The sequence below is a fragment of the Campylobacter sp. MIT 99-7217 genome, from assembly GCF_006864365.1.
In the GTDB taxonomy this organism is placed as follows: Bacteria; Campylobacterota; Campylobacteria; order Campylobacterales; family Campylobacteraceae; genus Campylobacter_D.
On the sequence record NZ_QHLJ01000004.1, the window covers coordinates 89,436 to 108,056 of the forward strand.

An 18,621-nucleotide genomic window follows, 5' to 3' on the forward strand; every position below is an offset into this window, starting at 1 on the left:
CAAAATCACAGAGTATTTAAATTTTCTTTCACTTTTAAGATCAGCTCCAAACGGCGTTTAAGCTCTTTTTTTTGATCCAAAATCAAGCCTCTTTTTTCTTTAATAAGCTTGGTTATACTTTCAAAATACTGCTTTATGATCCTTGAAATCACCGGTTTATCCACAAGCAAAGCCTCAAATTCGTAAACATTAAGCTCAGTTAAAACCCTTTCATAAATTTCACTTTTTTTAGGATAAAACAAAGAAAACTCCGTGCTATCAAGCTCGTAAAATGTGCGACTTTCATTGATCTTACGACTAAAAAAGCTAAGGGTGAGCTTGGTGGCGTTTTCGTAGTTTGCAAAGGCTTTGAGATTAAGCTTTTCTAGGAAAAGATCAAGTTCTAAGGTATTTTTAAACAAAGCATTTTCAAAATCCTTTAAAAAATGCTCCTCGCTTGCATTACAAAAGGCTCTTAGCTCGCCAAAATTTGCCTCACTTTGCAAGATATCATCTTTTTGGATATTTGAAAACCTAGCTTTGAAAAGCAAAATTTCATTTTGCAAGCTTTCAAAGCTTGTATTCAAGCCTTGTTTAAGATCTTTAAAAGAGCTTTCAAGCTCAAATTTGATCTTTTTAAACTCCTTATTCATCACATCAGTATGATAAAACATCGCTAAAAACGCATCATCGCTTGAAATAAAAGGCGTTTTATACTCAAATCTTGCATACAAATCTTTTTTCAAAAAGCCCTTAGCCTCCTTGTAATAAAAGGCTTCCTTTTCTTTTACAAAAGTAAAAATCTCAGTTGAAATCCGCTCGCTTATGCCCTTTAAAAGATCTAAAATTTGATGATTTAAAATCTTCACCCTAGCAAGCATTTGCAAAGAAAACTCTTCTAAATACTGCTCATAAGCCTTAAATTTAGCCTCAAGCTCATCAAAAACGCTTTCAAAAAGTGCATTTTCTTGCTCTAAAATTTCACAAATTTCAAGTAGCTTTCTTTGGGTAAAATCTTGCTTTAAAGCCTTTGTATCAAGGCTTTTTAAGAAATTTAGCAAGGCGTTAAAATTTGAATGCTCATAACTTTTTTCACTTTGTGCCTGCTTACAAGAAATGGCAATGACTTCTTTAAAATACTTTGAAAACACGCTTTTAGCATAGTTTAAGACATTTTCAAGCTCGGCTTCATTAAGCTTATCTTTTTGATTTAAAACGCAAATGCTAGAGCTTCCCAAGAGCCTTAAATTCGCCTTTATCGCATCTTCTTCGCTTTTTTTGCCTGCATTATCAATAAGGCTTAGCCAAATGGCTGCGTGCGTGTTTTTAAGCTCTTCAAAGGTCGTTTGCGTATCTATTTCATTAGCATTAAGCCCCGGAGTATCCACAAGAATGATATTTTCAAGCAAAGAAATAGGTGCGTAAAGGTGCAAACTCTTAGCTTCTTTTAAGCCCTTTCTTTGATCAGTATAAAGCTCAAGCTTGCTTATATCGGTGATTTCATCGCTTCCATCTTCAAATTCAACCCTCAAAAAATACTCTTTTGCAAAGTGTAAAAAAGTGGGCTTAAAAGTAACAGGCACAGCACCTGTGGGCAAAACTTCTTTTTTTAAGATCAAATTTAAAAGGCTTGATTTTCCGCTTGAAAACTGCCCGATGATCGCTACTTGAATATTTCTTTCAAGGCTAAAAACAAGCTCTTTAAGCTCCTTTTTCAAAGCAGAACTCAAATGCATAAAAGGCTCATTTAAGCTTTGACACAAAGCCTTAATGCGTCCTTCAAAACTTTCATCAAAGCTTTGCTTGTAAGCCTTTTCATAAGCGTTTATAAAATCATTTAAGATATTAATTTGCATTCAAAAGCTCCTTTGAAAGCTCGTTTAGTTTGGCGATTTTTTCTAAATTTGCTTCAAGGCTTAAATTTGAATTTAGGCTTTTATCGTTTAAATTTTGCAATGTTTTTTCAAGGCTTGCAAGCTTCTCATTTTGTAAGTTTTCATGAATTTTAAGCCTTTGTTCTAAAAAGTAAAAAAAGCTTGCGTTAATGTTTAAATCCTTTAAAAGCTTTTCAAGCTCAAAGCTTTTAAAGCCCTCATTTATGCACTCATCTAGGTTTTTTTCAAGGATATAAATTTCATTTTTTTCCTGAATGATTTGTGAAATTTGCATTCTTAAAAGCATAAATTTCTCATCACTAAAAATATCTTCTATGCTCTTGCTAAGCTTGGTTTTAAACTCCTCAAAGCCATTTTCAAAATCATCTTTTAAAAAGTCATATTTTAAACTCAAATTCATCTTTAAATCATCGATTTTTTTGAGATTTTCAAATTTTATCTCCCTTAAAATATCGCTAATGCCATCTTTTACGCTGATATCAACGATATTTAAAATGCGTGTAAGATTTGGTTTTAAAGACTTTTCTTTGAGATATTTTAGCTCATCAAGCAATCTTTGCTTAAGCTTTTTAGCCAAAAGCAAGAGTAAATTTTCCACGCCAAATTTTGTATTTTCAAGTTTTAAAATGCTTGCTTTAATCTCATCTTTTGCCTTTAAAAGTGCTTCTTTTTGAGCTTTTAGCTCTAAAAATAGTCCTTGACTTTGCTCGTGAAGTCCTTGGGTGCTTTCTAAAATAAGCTTGTTTTGAAGCTCGTAAGCATTTAACGAGTTTTTAAGCTCTAAAAGCAGTTCTTTTTTATAAGAAGCAAGCATAATCTTGCTTTTTTCGCCCCTAAAAAGCTCTTTAAACAAATACTCCTCAAGCTCCTTAAGACCACTTTTTTCAAAGTCTTGTTTGCTTGCTAAGCCCTTATAAAAATCGCTCGCCCTTTTTGCGCTCACACACAAAAAATCAATCTTTTCAACCAAATTTTCATTCACGCCCTCAAGGCTTAAAAGCCTTTTTTTAAGGCTTTCTTTGGTGTAGCTAACCACCTCATCAAGCTCTTTTTGACTGAGCAAATCAGCCTTAGTTAGCACAATCAAAAATTTACTAAGACGAGAGTTTAAAAGGCAGGAAATAAGAAACTCAGAATCCTTTTGTGTAAGGCTTTGCGAGGCATTCATAAGGTGGATTAAAAAATCACTTTCTTTGAGGTATTCTTGAGTTAGGATTTCTCTTTGAACCACCACATCATCAAGTCCGGGAGTATCTACAATGCAAATATTTTCTTTTAAAAAGCTCAGTTTGCTTTGAATTTCTATCTTTTTGATAAGGGCTGAAAGTTCATTTTTAGCCGAACTAAAATGCTTAAGCTGGGCTAAAGAGCTTTCCTTGATCAAGCCCTCATCTTTTACAAACTCGCTTAAATCAAGCCTTTTTTCAAGCCCAGCTAAAAAAGCCTTTAAATCCTCGTTAAATTCAGCATTTTTAAGGATATTGTCCCATTCTTTTTTATCCCAAAAATAAATTTTTACCTCGTTTGAATCTCCGCCTTTGAGTATCGTTAAATTCGCCGTTTCAGGGATATTTGAAACGCCTAGAAAATCCTCTTTCAAAAGAGCGTTTAAAAGGCTTGATTTGCCAGCATTCATCACGCCTGTAATGGCTACATTAAACTGAAGGCTTTTAAATTTCTTTAAAATTTCTTCAAGCCTTTTTTTTGCAAACTCATCAAAACAAAGCTCCAAAAGGCTTAAATTTATACTTTCAAGCTCTTTTAAATCGCTCTTAAAAACAGCCTTTGCGGATTTTTTATCAATGTTTAGCTCTTGAATGAATTTTATTATCAAGGAATTATTTGAAATTTTTTCTAAAATTTTTAATGCTTTTAAAAGATCTTCTTTGTCTAAAAAGCCTTTTTTAAGTAAATTTAGCGTGCAAATTTGAGCATTTTGGAGATTAAAAATATCCACTCTTAAATCAATTTTTTTAAAAATTTCATTAAATTCTTTTAAGAGAAAATATCTTTCATAATTTTCATTATTTGCACTTAAAATAATAGCCGCACTTGCTTCATCAAGAGCGTTTTTATCTTTAAAATTTGCTTCAAAGTCCAAAAACTGCAGGTGATTTTGCCAAAGTTGTTCAAGGAGTTCTTTCATAGGAGTTTCCCCTTAAAAAAGGGGAAATTGTTATTTGTTTCTTTGAGCCACAAGTTGTCTTCTCATGTAAGCAATTTTACTTTGAAGTGGCAGCTGTTTAGGGCAGTTATCCTCACAAGCAAGCAAAGACATACAACCAAAAACGCCATCATCATCGCCCACAAGCTCGTAAAAATCCTCTACACTTCTATGATCGTGTGGATCTTGCAAATAACGAGCTGTTCTTAAAAGCCCTGTTGCTGCGATGAAATTTGGACGCATAAGCTTGGTTGCACAGCTTGCAACGCAAATTCCACACTCGATACAACGATCAAGCTCAAAAGTTTCATCAGCCACGGCTGGTTCGATCTTTTCTTCTATCTTGGAAATATCGGTTTCTTTTTCGTTATGCACCCAGCTTTCCACTCTTTTACACATAGCCTCAAACCACTCGCCTGTATTTACGCTCAAATCCTTGATATGTCTAAACGCTGGCATAGGCATAAGCTCTATAACACCATCTTCATAGTCTTTTGTCAAGGTCTTGCAAGCAAGTTTTGGAACGCCGTTGATCATCATCGCACAACTTCCACAAATTCCAGCCCTACAAACAAAGTCAAAGCTAAGATCAGCGTCCATTTTTTCGCGGATCAAAGTAAGGCAAACAAAAACCGTCATAAAAGGAGTTTCCTCAAGCTCATAGCTCACAAAATGTGGCTTTGAAATTTTGCTTAAAGGGTTATATTTAAACGCTTTTATTGTTAATTTTCTACTCATAATCCACTCCTATTCTTTGATTTAAGGCTTTGTATTTTGGCTGTAATTCATAAGGCATTAAAGCGTGCTGAATTTCATGACGGCTTTTGCCCTCGCTTTCCATTTTTTCGCGAATCGTATCAACTTCAGCTTGTCTTTTTTCGCTGAGTGGATTTTCGATGATATTACCTTTTGCGCCGTATCCTCTAAAGGCTGGTGGCATTTCCATTTTCATAATGTCAAGCTCATCATATTCTACATGTGGTAGAGTATCGCCTTCTTTCCACGAAGTAAGCGTTCTTTTCATCCAGTTTAAATCATCTCTTTTTGGATAATCCTCTCTGTAATGTGCACCCCTGCTTTCTGTCCTTAAAAGAGCACCATAAGCTACGCAAAGAGCGACTTTAAGCATTCTTGGAACTCTGTAAGCTTCTTCAAGCTCTGGATTTGCAGCGTCAAGTTCTTTAGCATGAACCTTTACATCTAAAGATTTTTTATAAAGTTCTTCAAGCTCATCAACAGCTTCTTTTAATCCCTCGCCTGTTCTAAAGATAGCCACTTTATCCCACATGATTTCTTTCATTCTATTTTTGATCTCAAAGACATTGTGTTTGCCCTCTTTTTGAGTAAGAGACTTAAGATAATCATACTCTTTGCTTAGAAAATCCTTGACTAAATTTGTATCAATGCTTTCGCCGTTATTTTTACAATAATCAGCAAAATAATCTCCCACAATCATACCCGCAACAACGGTTTCAGCACATGAGTTTCCACCCAAGCGATTAAAGCCGTGCATATCCCAGCAAGCTGCTTCTCCGCACGCAAAAAGACCATTTAACCACTGACTTTCGCCTGTTGGCTTGGTGCGAATTCCACCCATAGAATAATGCTGCATAGGTAAAACCGGAGCCCAACCCTTAGGACCCTCATCAGCTGGATCAATGCCATTAAAGGTTTTGCAAATATCTTGAACATCGCGTAGATTTTTTTCCACATGAGCGCGTCCTAAGATCGAAATATCAAGCCATAAATGATCCCCATAAGGACTTTTTACGCCTTTTCCTTTGCGGATATGTTCCATCATTCTACGACTTACAACATCACGGCTTGCAAGCTCTTTTTTTTCTGGCTCATAATCAGGCATAAAGCGATATCCATCAACATCACGCAAAATTCCACCATCTCCACGACAACCCTCAGTAAGCAAAATTCCACTTGGAACGATAGGGGTTGGGTGAAACTGCACCGCTTCCATATTTGAAAGCCTACAAAGACCTGTTTCAAGAGCGATAGCTGCACCTGTTCCCTCGCAAATCACCGCATTTGTAGTTTGTTTGTAAATTCTACCATAGCCACCTGTTGCTATCATGGTGCCACGAGCCACATAAGCGATAAGTTGTCCGTTTGTAAGATCTCTTGCGATAACGCCTATACATCTTTTGCCATCGTGCATTACACGCACAGCTTCCATTCTGTCGATAATTTTAACTTGATTTTTAATCGCCTCATTTGCCACACCATAAAGCATACAATGCCCTGTTGCATCGGCTATGAAACAGGTTCTCCACTTTTTAGTTCCGCCAAAATCCCTTGCGTTGATAAGTCCGTGTGCTTCTTCTTTTTCTTCTATTACCGTTTTTTGAGCGTTGATAACAACTGTTCTAGGTCCTTTTGTAACCCTAGTCCAAGGAACGCCCCATGCTGCAAGCTCACGCACTGCTTTTGGAGCTGTTTGAGCAAACATTCTTGCTACTTCTTGATCACAACCCCAATCGCTTCCCTTAACTGTATCTGCAAAGTGCAAATCTTCATTATCGCCCTCGCCTTTTGCACCATTTCCCAAACTTGCTTGCATACCGCCTTGCACAGCAGCTGAGTGCGAGCGTTTTACCGGGCAGATACTTAAAAGAGTTACACTTTGCCCACTTTTTGCTACCTCAATGGCTGCTCTAAGTCCTGCTAAACCACCACCTATAACCAAAGCATCGCTGTATTGTATATTCATAATATCTACTCCTTATTGATTTTGCATATAGGTTGGCACATAACGAGAACCTACTTGATGATCACTTAAGCCTACTTTCAAATACGCTACCATAGTAAGCAAACCAAGAACGATAAAAAATACACTCACAGCCCATTTTAAAGCCTTAAGTTTTTTGCGACTTTTTCTTGCATCACTTCCTTCAAACCAACCCCATTTAACACAAAGCCTATAAAGTCCTATACCTCCATGAAGTTCTACTGCAAAAAGCAAGATGAGATAAAAGGGCCACATTTGAAGCATTCTCTCGCCTGAACCGTAAGGATCTATAGTTTGCGGATAAAAAAACATCATTCCCAAATGAAAAGACGCAAAAAAGAATAAAATAAAGCCTGTGATAAACTGCACAAACCATAAATTTGTATCCCCATGTTTAATCAGCTTCATTTGTGTACGCAAAATTTGGTATTGCCTAAAATTAATAGGAAATTTCCTAACAGCTGCTCCTGCATGCACAATAAACACCACAAAAACAATGAATACAATACAGGATACCACCCAAGGCTGAGGTTCGCCAAAGATAAAGTTTCCTTCAAACATCTTAGCAATTTGATACATAAAATCATTACTGATGATGATAGTTGAGACAAAAAACATATGCCCCCACATAAAAAGCCCCAAGAAAAGTCCTGAAGCACTCTGGATAAAATCAAGCTTTGCTGGGAGCTTGCTCTTTTTACCCTCCTCACTTCGACCCAAAAAACCCTCGATAATTTGGCTCATTTTTTCTCCTTTGTAAATTATCAAAATTGAGAAATTATAGTACTATAAGCCTTAAAAGAATTTAAATTTTTTGTTTAAATTTGATTTAAGATAAATGTAAAGTAAATAAGTTACAAAAAGCAAAATGATACTTAAAATTTGTCCCATACTTAAATTTAAAGCCAAAAGCCCAAGATTAAAATCAGGTTCTCTAAAAAACTCGCAAATAAACCTTGCTACGCAGTAACTTGCCATATAAATAAGTATAAGCTCTCCATCAAATTTTTTCTTATATCTTGCAAAATAAATAATGATAAAAATAACAATTCCTTCTAAAAAAGCCTCATAAAGCTGAGAAGGATGTCTTAAAGCTCCATCAACAAAGATCCCCCAAGATACATCGGTAATGCGTCCAAAAAGTTCTTGATTTAAAAAATTCCCTATCCTGCCAAAAGTATAAGCCAGAGGCACAGAAAGTGCGACTAGATCAAGATAAAGCCATAAATTTTGTTTCTTTTTTTTACAAAATATAAAAGTTGCGATAAAAAATCCCGCAACAGCACCATGAAAGCTCATTCCACGAATGCCTACAAAATTGCCATTTTGATCAAAGGGATTAAAAATTTGCCAAGGCTTTGTAAGATACCAAAGCGTATGATCATCATAAATCAAAATATAACCAAGTCTAGCTCCTAAAATCACCCCAAGTTCAACCCAGATAAAATAACTATCAAGCATTTTATCACTGATTTTGATCTTATCTTTTTTAACAAAATATTTTGCGATAAAAAGTGCCAAAAGCAAAGCAAAAATATACATCAAACTATACCAATGCACCTTTAAACCAAATAATTCAAAAGCAACTACATCAAAATTTGAATAAATATTTTGCCAAAATTCCATACATAAAACCTTAATTTTTTAAATCAAAGTCCAAAATATAGCAAAAAAACACTTAAATTTGATATAATCATAAAATATTAAAATCATCAAGGTTTGTTATAATATGAAAAATTTGATTTGCTTATTTTTTATTTTATTTTTTGTTTCTTGTTCAAACTCAAATTTTACCTATATGCCCTTGCCAAATTTCAAGGCTCAAGTGAAAGAAAGTGGCGCTGATTTAACAGCTAGTGTTGAGCTAAAGGATATACAAATTCAAAGAGTAAGTGAGTATTCTAACGAATTTGAAAGCTCTGTTTTAAAAATCCGTATTGATGAGGAGATAGAGCTTTTAAAAGAAAGGCTCAAAAGCCAAAGTGAAGCTATTTTGCGTACTAAGGGTTATAAGGTGGTAAAAAATAATGCTGATTATGAGTTTTCTAATACGCTAAGCATTATCATCAAGGAAAGTAATATACAAAAAAATAAAGAACTCCTAAGTGGAGAAGCTATAAATTCAGATCTTAATATCAGTTTTCATTCTGAAATGCTTTTGCGAAATAAAACTAATTCTGCTCATACAAAAATTTCAAGTCAAACCAGCCTTCAAGATCCTATAAACATCAGTTATCCTTTTCAAAATGATCAGGGCGTACAAATGTTTAAAACAACAATCAGTAGCGTTGCAACGCAGATCAATAAGAGCTTAGAACACGAGGTTTTTGAAATAGATAAGATCTTTATATCTTTTTACAAAAACAGCCTTACCACTCTTTATCACAATCTCAAAAGTCATGATAATGCAAATGAGGATAGTCAAATTCCATATGATGATGGACAAATTGATTCTACAATTCATGAAGATGGGGTAATTATCTTTGAATAGCTTGGAAATGAAAACCTTGCTTGAGAGCAGTAATCTAGTTTTAATATTAACCATGATACAAAAAAGGAAATGATATGAAAAAAATCTTTTTTCTCAGTGTATTTACGAGTATTTTATTTGCAGCGGTAGTAAATTTAGACGAGGGCTTAAAGGCGTATGAAAACAAAAACTATAACAAGGCTCTAAGTATATTCAATGAGTTATGCAAGAAAAACTCAAGTGCCAAGGCTTGTTATTCTATCGCTTTTATGTTTGAAAATGGCGAGGGCGTTGATCAAGATAATGAACAAGCAAAAAGTTATTACAAACTTGCTTGTCAAAACAAGCTCTCTTCAGCCTGCTTTAATCTTGCCTTGCTCATGATAGAAGATGAAGATGATGAAAATGAAACCAATCTCACTCTTTATAGAGCTTGCTCCTTAAGTCATAGCCTAGCTTGTGAAAGACTTGGTATCATTTATGAAGCTAAAAAAGATGGGGATTTAGCCGTTGAGTTTTACACGAGAGCTTGCCAGCTTAAAAATGCACCGGCTTGCTTTAGGCTTGGGGATCTTTACAAAAAAGGCTCTTTAGTCAAACAAAATACAAGAACAGCTATAAGAACTTATGAAAATGCTTGTGAGCTTAAATTTGGAGAAGCTTGTTATGTAGTGGGTAGGTATCATCAAGAGGAAAAAAAGGATAACACTCTTGCCAAAAGATACCTTGGAAAAGCATGCGATCTAAACCACCTAGAAGCTTGCGAAGCTTATAAGCAAATCAACACAGCAGCAGATACACGCTGATCATTTGACTGAGGAGTTTTCCTCAAGCTCCTTTGCCGTACCAAATAAAATAATGCTATCTCCCATATAAGCCGTAGTTGTTTCAAGCTCAGGCAACAAATCCCAATCCCCTGTTCCTCTTCTAAAACCTATAACCCTCATATTTTGTGCAATATTTTTTAAACTTTTTCCAGCAAGCTTATCTGTAATTTGAATTTTTACAGCACGAAGAACATTAGCAGAAAGATCAATCACTTCAAATTCAGGGTGGATTAAAAACTCTTTTGCAAGTCTTGTCGCACTTTCTTTTTCTGGATAAATCACCTTTAGTGATCCAAGTTTAGATAAAATTTGTCCGTGAATTTGAGAGGTTGCTTTTGCAATCACAGTTTCAACGCCTATATCTTTTAAAGCCATAAGAGTTAAGATACTTTTTTCAACATTTTCTCCAATGCTTACTATGACCACATCGATATTATGAAAACCTGCTTCTTTTAAAGCTGTTGTATTTGTAGAATCTAAAATATAAGCACAAGTTGCCCTATCTTGAAGCTGAGTTAATCTTTCTTCCAATCTATCAGCGATGACAACGCTTTCTCCAGCATTAATAAGCTCCGTTGCTACAACCGAACCAAATTTACCAAGTCCTATAATCCCGTATGTTTTCCCACTTTTCATAAATAAACCTTTCCTTGTGGATATTTAATATATTTATCCTTTTCTTGAGTAAAAATCGCCATTAAAAAGGCAAAAACACCAATACGACCACTGATCATTACGGCAATGATCACTAGTTTACTTGGATCACTAAAAAGTGCACTCAAAGAAAGAAAATGCCCATCTCCTACCGAAACTCCAACAGTAGCAAAGGCTGAACTTGTTTCAAAAAGAACGGCAATAAAACGATAATTACTCTCTAATAAACTCAAAGTTAGAGCAAAAATCACGATATACACCCCAGATCCAACAGCTATCACGAAAGCTTTTTTAATCACATCATCGCTTAATTCTGTATTAAAAACCCTCACGCGACCATTTTTGATAACCCAATAAGTATAAATCAAAAGCACTGCCACAACAGTAACCTTAACACCTCCAGCCGTTCCACCAGGTCCGCCACCAATGATCATAAACATAGAGCCAAAAAATAAACTTGCGTCCTTAAAAGTGCTAATATCTAAGGTGTTAAATCCTGAAGTTCGGTAATTTACCGCCGTAAAATAAGAACTTAAAATCTTATCAAAAAAAGATAGCTCCCCAATACTTCTTGGATTATTATACTCAAAACAAAAAACAATAAGTGTAGCACAAAATATAAGAAAAATAGTTGATACAAGCATAATTTTTGTATGCAAACTTAGACTTAAAAGCCTTTTTCTTTGAAATAAATAAAGCTCTAAAAGCACAAAATAACCTATCCCGCCAATAATAATAAGCCCACTAATAACAAAATTTAACCAAAAATCACTTCTATAAGGTATAAGTCCTGTTTCTAAGGTGCTAAATCCCGCATTATTAAAGGCATTAATAGAATGAAAAAAGCCATGCCACAAAGCCTCTTTAAAATCCATATGCAAAGCAAAGCAAAGTGTAAGTAAAACTCCGCCTATAAGCTCAGCAAGAAACACAAATAATAAAATTTTCCTAAGAAAATCAATAACCCCTTCCATATGAGGATAAATCAATGCTTCTTTAAGCATATTTCTTTCAGCAAAACCTATTTTTTTACGGATTAAAATATAAAAAAATATTCCAAGTCCCATGTATCCAAGTCCGCCAATTTGAACCAAAAATAAAATCACCAGCTGACCATAAAAGGTAAAATCAAGAGCTGTATTTTTAACTATAAGTCCTGTCATAGAAACAGCTGAAGCACTCGTAAATAAAGCATCGATGAAGCTTATATCAACCTTGCTCATGCCATCAAGCTTAAGCAAAAAAGCTCCCAGCAAGGCAAGAATGATATATCCAAAAAGTAGCCAACGAACACTTCGTCTATCAAAATTAATTTGCTTCAAAAAACAAACTCCAAATAAAAAGTAAATTTTTTAAAAACATTAATTTTAACACAAAATAATAAAATTTACCTTGTTTTTAGACAATATGCTTTCATTTTCATAAGCTTTTTTAAATTTTTATTTAAGTTTTTATTTTATTTTAAAAATTTTAAGATATAATTTTGTTTTCACTCAAAAAGTGGTTGGATAGCTCAGTCGGTAGAGCAGCAGACTGAAAATCTGCGTGTCGGCAGTTCGATTCTGCCTCTAACCACCATTAAATCTTGCATTGATATCCCATGTTCTAAATTTAAAAATTTACTGCAAGGCTTGTATTTTTTCTGTACATAGGTTTTTCCAATCAGACTGCACATCAATACCTATACAATTTTGCAAACTTGCATTTTGCTCAGCTCTATTATTTAAATTTTCATAAAACTCACTTTGGGCATAAAAAGCTCTAGCCTTATCTTCTGGTTTTAGTGCTTTGATTTTAAGAAGATCTTGAAGCACACTCAAAGCTTCAGTGCTTTGATTGCTATCTTTTAGAGCTGAAAGATAGATAAATTCAAGCTGGGGAGAATACAAATTCACGCCTTTTAAATTTTGATAATTTATAGCCTTGGGTGCATAGCTTAAGATACTTGTTCTTAGATTATGATTAGAACAATACAACAAAAACTCATAATATAATTCAACCATTTTAAAGCTCATAGGAAAACTTTCTAAGCTTTCTAAAAGAGCGACAGCTGCATTATAATCTTCCCTACGAAGTAAGGCTAAAAATTTAAAATAATACGCATTAAATTTTTCATCATCACTTTTTAAGGTTCTGGAATTAATCACACTATCGCTTAACTTAATAGCCTCGTCGTAGTTTTTATCACTAAGATCAAGCTCAGCCTTTTGAAGATCGTAATAAATCTCATCTTCCATTCTATTTTTGTCTATATACGCCTTAGCTTGTTCTATTTTTTGCGTTCTTTTAAAACAAGTGAGCATTTGCTTTTTATTTGGTATTTCCTGACCTATCTCATAAGCTACAAATTCATCAAATAATGCCACAGAGGCTATACAATCATCTCGCAACAAAAGAGCACTAAGCTTTGCTGTGGCTGCGTTACTGAGCATATTTTTAAGTTCTTGATTGTTGTATTTTTCAATCTCATCTTTATAATCAATAACCGCATCTGTGTTATTTTCATCAAAATACAATTTCACATCATAAAATAAAGCTTTTGCCGAGATTTCATTGCCGTATTTACTCATAAGTTCTTTATACCTTTCATGTAAAAAAGTTGAGTTATTATCAGCTATATTAAAAAACACATTATCGCTTGCTTCTTGTATCAAAGGTGTAAATTCGCCATTTGGAAATTGATCGAGATACATATCAAGATAGCGTTTTGCCTTTTGATAATCATGAGTATTGCTTAAAGCTAAAGCCGTATTTTTCAAAACCTGTTCATAATCTTCATCTATACTCTCAGTTCCCTTATATGCAAGCTCATAAATTTGAGCACTCAGCCCGTATTGCTTATTATCATAAAAAGCCTTTGCTAAATTTGTAGCTCTGGCTCTGTCTTGACTAAAATAGTTTGGATTTGACTTGAGTATTGTTTGGGCTTGTTCTATGGCTTTATTCATTTGCCCATCAACGACTTCATTTCGTGCCAAACTCACACCAGCACGACTTGCAAGATCCAAATCCTTGGTATTAAAATAAATTTGTTCATAAAAAGTATTTGCCTCTTCTCTTTGCCCAAGTCCTTGTATATAATCAGCATAATCAAGAGTCCCAAGCTCGGTAAAATAATGTCCCGGATGCTCATCTCTTAAAATTTGCATAGCATAATCTGCATTTGACCTTTGCTCCAAAGCCATGTAAGTTCTCATTGATATATACAAAGATTCGACATAATTTCTATCATTGCTAAAACGCCTGTTCCAAGCTTTAATCTCTTCTATAAGTTGTTCGAGTTGCTCTTGATTTCTAAAATCAGGCGTATAGGTATAAAGCTGATTTTCAGCCCTGATCTTATAAAACATAAACTCGCTCATAAAAATACTACTTGGATAGCGAGCGATAGCATTATTTGCATCTGTAACAACTTGGGTATAATTTTTCTTATCATACTCCTCTTTTATGCGTATAAAGGTATTTATATCCGCACTTTGAGGGATATGCACGGGATTTGAATTTAAATCCAAAGCCCCTATGAAAGGAGTATCATTACTTGAAAAACTAATATCAAAATCAAGCCCATCATACTGCCTTACAAAAGGCAGTTCTTTAGAAAAAACAAAGGTAAAACTTGTAGAATTATTATCAGAAAAACTTTGAACCTCTTTTGAATTATAAATTTCTTGAGAAAGATCATAAATTTTAGCTGGAATTTTTGGATAAACAAAGATATTTATACTTTGATCAGCCTTAGTAAAATTAATATCAAAGGCTTCAAAACTTTGATTTTTAAGCCCTGTTAGCACCTCTCCATCAATTTGACATCTAAAATGCCGATCTTCTTCCACGATCACTTCTTCACACACAAAAGCTTGAGAATCTCGAAAATGAAGAACCCAAAACGGAACAGAATGATCCTCGCCTGTATTCAGCACTATATCAAAACCAAAAGCACAAACAAAGCTTAGAAATATCAATCTTACAATTTTCATAGCAAAATTATATCCACAAAAATTTAAAATAAAGCAACAAGCTTTTACAAGTTTTTTATCTGCGAAATTTGTGCTTTTAAAAAATCATAAGCTTGCGTTTGAAAATCACAAAAGGCTATAATGCCCTGCAAGCTTTCATTAAGTTCTATCTTGCAAGTCCTTTCAAAAAAAGGCGTTTGAAGTAGAATTTCACTTTGATCCTTTGTTTTTGCAAGTTGTAAAAACTGCTTTGAAGCTTGTAAATTTGAAACCTTTGCATTAAAAAGCACTAAGCCATCGTAGTTATCAAGCTCTTTAAGTTCTTTAAATTCACTCAAAACCTCAAGTTCGCCCTCATCTTCATCGCTATTTGCCACCTTGAGTTTAAATTTCTTACTTAAAAAATTTATAAAAAATACAATATTTTCATAGTCCTTATGAAATTTCAAATTTGTATCAAAAACAATATATTCAGCACCTTGTAAAAAATCCAAAAGCTCGCTTGCTTCTTCTTCTCCAAAGCAACTTTCAGCACTTAAATACCCCTCATCTAAGCTCAAAAATTCCTTTTCAAAACCAAGCTTTGCAAGCAAGGCTAAAACAAAGGCTGTGCTTGCGATCTCGCATTTAAAAAAACTTGCCTTAAAATCCCTATCTTTAAGAGCTGAAACATAAACATTTGCCTCGTTATTGATCTTGTCAAAAAAAGACCTTTTTTTCAAACTTGGCATATCTAAAAAACACAATGCTTTTTTATCTTTTGTATATTTTTCTAACTTCATTTTAAAACCTTTGGGGCTATTTTACTTAAGTTTTTCTATATCAAAGCTTAGATTGAGTTTTTTTGGCTTAAATTTCTCAAAAAGCCCTTCTTGGTGCGTGATGAAAATATAACTTATAGCTTCATTTTCTTGTCTTTTTTTAAGATAAGAAAGGATTTTTTTACTTGCTAGGCGGTCAAGCGAGGCACTTAGCTCATCTAAGATAAGAAAATTTGGCTTTAAGATCAAAGCTCTTAAAAGCCCAAGCCTCATAGCCTCTCCCGTGCTTAAATTAGCAGATCTTAGCTCAAGCAAGCCCTTATCAAGCTCAAAAAGTTCTAAAAGCCTAACAAGATCTTTAGGATCTTTTTTTAAATTAAAATTTTCATAGACCTCAAAGAGCAAATTTTTAACCCTTTTGTGAGGATTTAGGGCAAGTTTTTGTTCTTGAAAGACATATTGAATTTTCTTTCTTAAAAGCCTTTGTTCTTCAAAGCTTAAATTTAGCAAATTTTGCCTGTTTAAAAAAAGCTTGCCAGAACTTGGCTTTTCAAGCATAGCAATGATCTTTGCTAGGGTGCTTTTTCCGCTTCCACTTTCTCCTTTGATGAGTAAATTTTCTCCTAAATTTAAACTCAAACTAAGCTCTTCAAAGAGAAAATTTTTTTCCTTTTTAAGATAAAAATGCTTTCTTAGCTCATAAAATTTAGAGATCTTAACAAGCTCAAGCCTCATTAAAATCCCTCAAAAGCTCTTTTGCATAAGCAGATTTTGCCTGCTTAAAAAAGTCTTCTTTCAAAGCAAACTCAGCCACCTTTCCCCTTTCAAGCACCAAAATTTCATCACTTAGTTCTTTGATAAAATGAAGATCGTGCGAGCTTAAAACCAAATTTAGTTTTAGATCCTTTAAAAGCTCTATTAAAGCTTTAGAGTTTTTCTCATCTAAAAAGCTATTTAGCTCATCACAAAGAAGCATTTTAGCCCCACAAGCTAAAACTAGGGCAATTTGCACCCTCATAGCCATTCCCCCACTTAATTCATGAGCATAAGAATGCCAAATGAGCTCCTTTTTTTCTAAATTTAACCTTTCAAAATGCTCAAAAGCCAGCCTTTTAATCTGCTTTGAATCAAGTCTTGTATGAGTTTTCAAAGTGATATTAAAAATTCTTCCTATATCAAGATGAGGATAAAAGCTTGCCTTAGCGTCTTGAAAAATAAGGGCTATGTTTGAGCGAAGCTTGCTTAAATTTTGTTCTTTTAAGATATCCTGTCCTTGCACTTTTAAAAGCTTAGCACTTAGGGTGTTTTTTTCAAAAAGCTTGATAAAACACTTCATAAGGCTTGTTTTACCGCTGCCACTTGCTCCTATAATGCCAAGGTTTTTATGGCTTTGAAAGCTGATATTTTCTAAAATTTGCTTGCTTCTTATTGTTAAATTTAAATTCTCAACCTCTATCAAAAGCTAGTCCTTTTTGGGCTAAATTTGCAAGGCTTAAAAGAGGCATGATAAGCATTAAAAGAGCAAGCAAAGGAAAAATAATCTGCCACCAAGAACCTGTGAAAAAAGCCTTGCTCGCCTCATTTAAAAGAGTGCCTAAGCTTGCTTCTCCAAGTTTTACGCCAAGATTAAAAAAACTTAGCGTTGCTTCATTGCTTATGGCGTGGGCTATGTTGAGTATAAAAAGGATCAAAATCAGGCTAAAACTTGCTGGCATAAGCTCTTTTAAAAGAGCCTTAAATTTAGTGCTTCCAAGTGCTATGGCACAAAGATAAAAATCGCTTTTGCTAAGGCGTTTAAGCTCGCTATCAAGGCTTTTTGCTATGATACACCAATGAGTTAGGGCAAGGATTATTATCATAGTGCTTAAATTTCCTTCAAAAAAGCTTTGAAAAAACATTACCAAAAGTAAGGTCGGAAAGGCTAAAAAGGCGTCTAAAATCCTCATAAAAAAATTATAAAAATAAAGTCTTGCTAAAAAAACATAAAAAATAGCGATAAATAAAGCCAAAAAAGAAGACACAAAGCCCACTAAAAAAGAAATTCTTAAAGCCAGTGCAAGCCTAGTAAAAAGATCTCTTCCAAGGCTATCAGTGCCAAAAAAATGCTCTAAACTTGGGGCTAAATTTATAGCTTCAAGATTGATTAAATTTGCATTATCACTAAACAAAGGCACGGCTAAAGCGTATAAAAAACATAGGGATAAAGCAGCTAAAGACAAGCTTATTTTCAAATCAAAGCCTTTCTAGGATTTATCATCATGGCTAAAAGTTCTGTTAATAAATTTATAAAAACCACAGCAAAAATGCTTAAAACACTCAAAGCCAAAATCACAGGATAGTCCTTAAAAAGCACACTTTCAATAAAAAGTGCTCCAACTCCAGCATAAGAAAAAACCTGCTCTATCACATAAGCATTCATCAAAAAGCCCACAGCACTTGCTCCAAAATAAGTAATGATAGGAGACAGGGCATCTTTTAACACAAAATGAAAATAAATGCGTTTTTTGCTAAGCCCTCTTGCAAAGGCTGCTTCTATGAAGCTTTGATTTAGGCTTTGTTTAAAAGAAGTTCTTGCTATCCTTAAAAAAAGAGCCAAATGGCTTAAAACAAGAGCTAAAACAGGCAAGATGAGGTGTAAGAATAAATCATTTAAGCTTTCTTCGAAAAAAGGCTTACTCGTGCCAGAACTTGGCAAAATCCCCAAATACACACTAAAAAATAAGATAAGCACTAAGGAAATCGCAAAGCTTGGCAGGGCAAAAAAGCTAAGACAAAGAGCATTTAAAGCCTTGTCAAAGAAGCTATTTTCATACATAAGGGATAAAAGTGCCAAAAAAATAGAAAGCAAAAACAAAAGTACAAGGGCTGTAAGGGCTAGTCTTAGGCTATTTGGAAAAGCCTCTTTTAAAAGCTCATTCACACTTTGACCGCTCAACAAAGAATGTCCAAAATCAAAACTCAAAGCTCTTTTAAGCCAGCTAAAATACTGCTCTAAAAGGGGTTTATCTAAATTTAAATTGCTTTGTATTTCTTTTTGTAATTCCTTGCTGATATTTTGAGGCGAGCTTGCAAAAACCACGCTACCCTTGCTAAAATGCACCAAAGCAAGGCAAAAAAAAGAAAAAATTATGCTAAGAAATAAGGCCCAAAATAGCCTTTTAAGGATCAAAAAAAG

General features: G+C 34.2%; 16 protein-coding genes and 1 tRNA gene. 3 read left to right on the top strand and 14 right to left on the bottom strand.

From position 1 onward, the window contains the following. Positions 1-5 precede the first annotated feature (5 nt). The 6 genes from DMB92_RS04710 to lgt are packed head-to-tail and all read right to left on the bottom strand — an operon-like array spanning position 6 to position 8,404. Entirely contained in the window at positions 6-1,835 is a 1,830-nt protein-coding gene (locus DMB92_RS04710) for a dynamin family protein (protein ID WP_142681904.1), read from the bottom strand. Further along, entirely contained in the window at positions 1,825-4,020 is a 2,196-nt protein-coding gene (locus tag DMB92_RS04715; RefSeq protein WP_142681905.1) for a dynamin family protein, read from the bottom strand. Before DMB92_RS04715 ends, DMB92_RS04710 begins: the two co-directional genes overlap by 11 nt. Positions 4,021-4,050: 30 nt before the next feature. Then, entirely contained in the window at positions 4,051-4,776 is a 726-nt protein-coding gene (locus DMB92_RS04720) for a fumarate reductase iron-sulfur subunit (protein WP_142681906.1), read from the bottom strand. After that, positions 4,769-6,760: a fumarate reductase flavoprotein subunit gene (locus DMB92_RS04725; RefSeq protein ID WP_142681907.1), complete on the bottom strand. Its 1,992-nt coding sequence runs from the start codon at positions 6,758-6,760 to the stop codon at positions 4,769-4,771. The genes DMB92_RS04720 and DMB92_RS04725 overlap by 8 nt, the downstream gene beginning before the upstream one ends. A 12-nt stretch (positions 6,761-6,772) precedes the next feature. Then, positions 6,773-7,522, bottom strand: a complete 750-nt coding sequence (locus tag DMB92_RS04730; protein ID WP_142681908.1) for a fumarate reductase cytochrome b subunit — start codon at positions 7,520-7,522, stop codon at positions 6,773-6,775. Positions 7,523-7,573: 51 nt separating this feature from the next. Next, complete coding sequence (lgt, locus tag DMB92_RS04735; RefSeq protein ID WP_142681909.1) at positions 7,574-8,404, bottom strand: prolipoprotein diacylglyceryl transferase; 831 nt, start codon at positions 8,402-8,404, stop codon at positions 7,574-7,576. 103 nt (positions 8,405-8,507) lie between these two features. Between lgt and DMB92_RS04740 the strand changes: the two genes are divergently transcribed. Together DMB92_RS04740 and DMB92_RS04745 are read left to right on the top strand one after the other, a co-directional pair. After that, the gene (locus DMB92_RS04740) at positions 8,508-9,269 is read left to right on the top strand and encodes a hypothetical protein (RefSeq protein ID WP_142681910.1); all 762 of its coding nucleotides are present in this window, start codon (positions 8,508-8,510) and stop codon (positions 9,267-9,269) included. Positions 9,270-9,343: 74 nt separating this feature from the next. Next, positions 9,344-10,054 carry a tetratricopeptide repeat protein gene (locus DMB92_RS04745; RefSeq protein WP_142681911.1) on the top strand — a complete coding sequence of 237 codons (711 nt, stop codon included), beginning with the start codon at positions 9,344-9,346 and terminating at the stop codon, positions 10,052-10,054. On the opposite strand, the gene DMB92_RS04750 is transcribed toward DMB92_RS04745, so the two are convergent. Together DMB92_RS04750 and DMB92_RS04755 are read right to left on the bottom strand one after the other, a co-directional pair. Further along, positions 10,055-10,711, bottom strand: coding sequence for a potassium channel family protein (locus DMB92_RS04750; RefSeq protein ID WP_142681912.1), 657 nt, complete (start codon positions 10,709-10,711; stop codon positions 10,055-10,057). Then, entirely contained in the window at positions 10,708-12,051 is a 1,344-nt protein-coding gene (locus DMB92_RS04755; protein WP_142681913.1) for a TrkH family potassium uptake protein, read from the bottom strand. The genes DMB92_RS04750 and DMB92_RS04755 overlap by 4 nt, the downstream gene beginning before the upstream one ends. Before the next feature lie 180 nt (positions 12,052-12,231). Here DMB92_RS04755 and DMB92_RS04760 point away from each other — a divergent pair. Continuing rightward, positions 12,232-12,307 (top strand) — tRNA-Phe (locus DMB92_RS04760). A gap of 41 nt (positions 12,308-12,348) precedes the next feature. Here DMB92_RS04760 and DMB92_RS04765 read toward each other — a convergent pair. From DMB92_RS04765 to DMB92_RS04790, 6 genes are read right to left on the bottom strand one after another with little or no spacing between them, the layout of a single operon-like run. After that, positions 12,349-14,706 (bottom strand): flagellar protein, encoded by a 2,358-nt coding sequence (locus tag DMB92_RS04765; protein ID WP_142681914.1) that lies wholly within the window; start codon positions 14,704-14,706, stop codon positions 12,349-12,351. A 44-nt stretch (positions 14,707-14,750) separates the two neighbouring features. After that, positions 14,751-15,467, bottom strand: coding sequence for a hypothetical protein (locus DMB92_RS04770; RefSeq protein WP_142681915.1), 717 nt, complete (start codon positions 15,465-15,467; stop codon positions 14,751-14,753). 21 nt (positions 15,468-15,488) lie between these two features. Beyond that, positions 15,489-16,181, bottom strand: coding sequence for an ATP-binding cassette domain-containing protein (locus DMB92_RS04775; RefSeq protein WP_142681916.1), 693 nt, complete (start codon positions 16,179-16,181; stop codon positions 15,489-15,491). Continuing rightward, entirely contained in the window at positions 16,171-16,905 is a 735-nt protein-coding gene (locus DMB92_RS04780) for an ATP-binding cassette domain-containing protein (protein WP_142681917.1), read from the bottom strand. Before DMB92_RS04780 ends, DMB92_RS04775 begins: the two co-directional genes overlap by 11 nt. Then, a complete protein-coding gene (locus DMB92_RS04785; protein WP_142681918.1) occupies positions 16,892-17,677 on the bottom strand; it encodes an ABC transporter permease in 786 nt (261 codons plus the stop codon). Before DMB92_RS04785 ends, DMB92_RS04780 begins: the two co-directional genes overlap by 14 nt. Then, positions 17,674-18,612: an ABC transporter permease gene (locus DMB92_RS04790; RefSeq protein WP_142681999.1), complete on the bottom strand. Its 939-nt coding sequence runs from the start codon at positions 18,610-18,612 to the stop codon at positions 17,674-17,676. The genes DMB92_RS04785 and DMB92_RS04790 overlap by 4 nt, the downstream gene beginning before the upstream one ends. Between the last annotated feature and the right edge of the window lie 9 nt (positions 18,613-18,621).

What these genes read in the sequence shown, in the direction of transcription:
- DMB92_RS04750 (WP_142681912.1), bottom strand. Translation starts at nt 10,711, where the DNA reads ATGAAAAGTGGGAAAACATACGGGATTATAGGACTTGGTAAATTTGGT.
- DMB92_RS04730 (WP_142681908.1), bottom strand. Translation starts at nt 7,522, where the DNA reads ATGAGCCAAATTATCGAGGGTTTTTTGGGTCGAAGTGAGGAGGGTAAA.
- DMB92_RS04725 (WP_142681907.1), bottom strand. Translation starts at nt 6,760, where the DNA reads ATGAATATACAATACAGCGATGCTTTGGTTATAGGTGGTGGTTTAGCA.
- DMB92_RS04775 (WP_142681916.1), bottom strand. Translation starts at nt 16,181, where the DNA reads ATGAGGCTTGAGCTTGTTAAGATCTCTAAATTTTATGAGCTAAGAAAG.
- DMB92_RS04740 (WP_142681910.1), top strand. Translation starts at nt 8,508, where the DNA reads ATGAAAAATTTGATTTGCTTATTTTTTATTTTATTTTTTGTTTCTTGT.
- lgt (WP_142681909.1), bottom strand. Translation starts at nt 8,404, where the DNA reads ATGGAATTTTGGCAAAATATTTATTCAAATTTTGATGTAGTTGCTTTT.
- DMB92_RS04720 (WP_142681906.1), bottom strand. Translation starts at nt 4,776, where the DNA reads ATGAGTAGAAAATTAACAATAAAAGCGTTTAAATATAACCCTTTAAGC.
- DMB92_RS04770 (WP_142681915.1), bottom strand. Translation starts at nt 15,467, where the DNA reads ATGAAGTTAGAAAAATATACAAAAGATAAAAAAGCATTGTGTTTTTTA.
- DMB92_RS04715 (WP_142681905.1), bottom strand. Translation starts at nt 4,020, where the DNA reads ATGAAAGAACTCCTTGAACAACTTTGGCAAAATCACCTGCAGTTTTTG.
- DMB92_RS04745 (WP_142681911.1), top strand. Translation starts at nt 9,344, where the DNA reads ATGAAAAAAATCTTTTTTCTCAGTGTATTTACGAGTATTTTATTTGCA.
- DMB92_RS04710 (WP_142681904.1), bottom strand. Translation starts at nt 1,835, where the DNA reads ATGCAAATTAATATCTTAAATGATTTTATAAACGCTTATGAAAAGGCT.
- DMB92_RS04765 (WP_142681914.1), bottom strand. Translation starts at nt 14,706, where the DNA reads ATGAAAATTGTAAGATTGATATTTCTAAGCTTTGTTTGTGCTTTTGGT.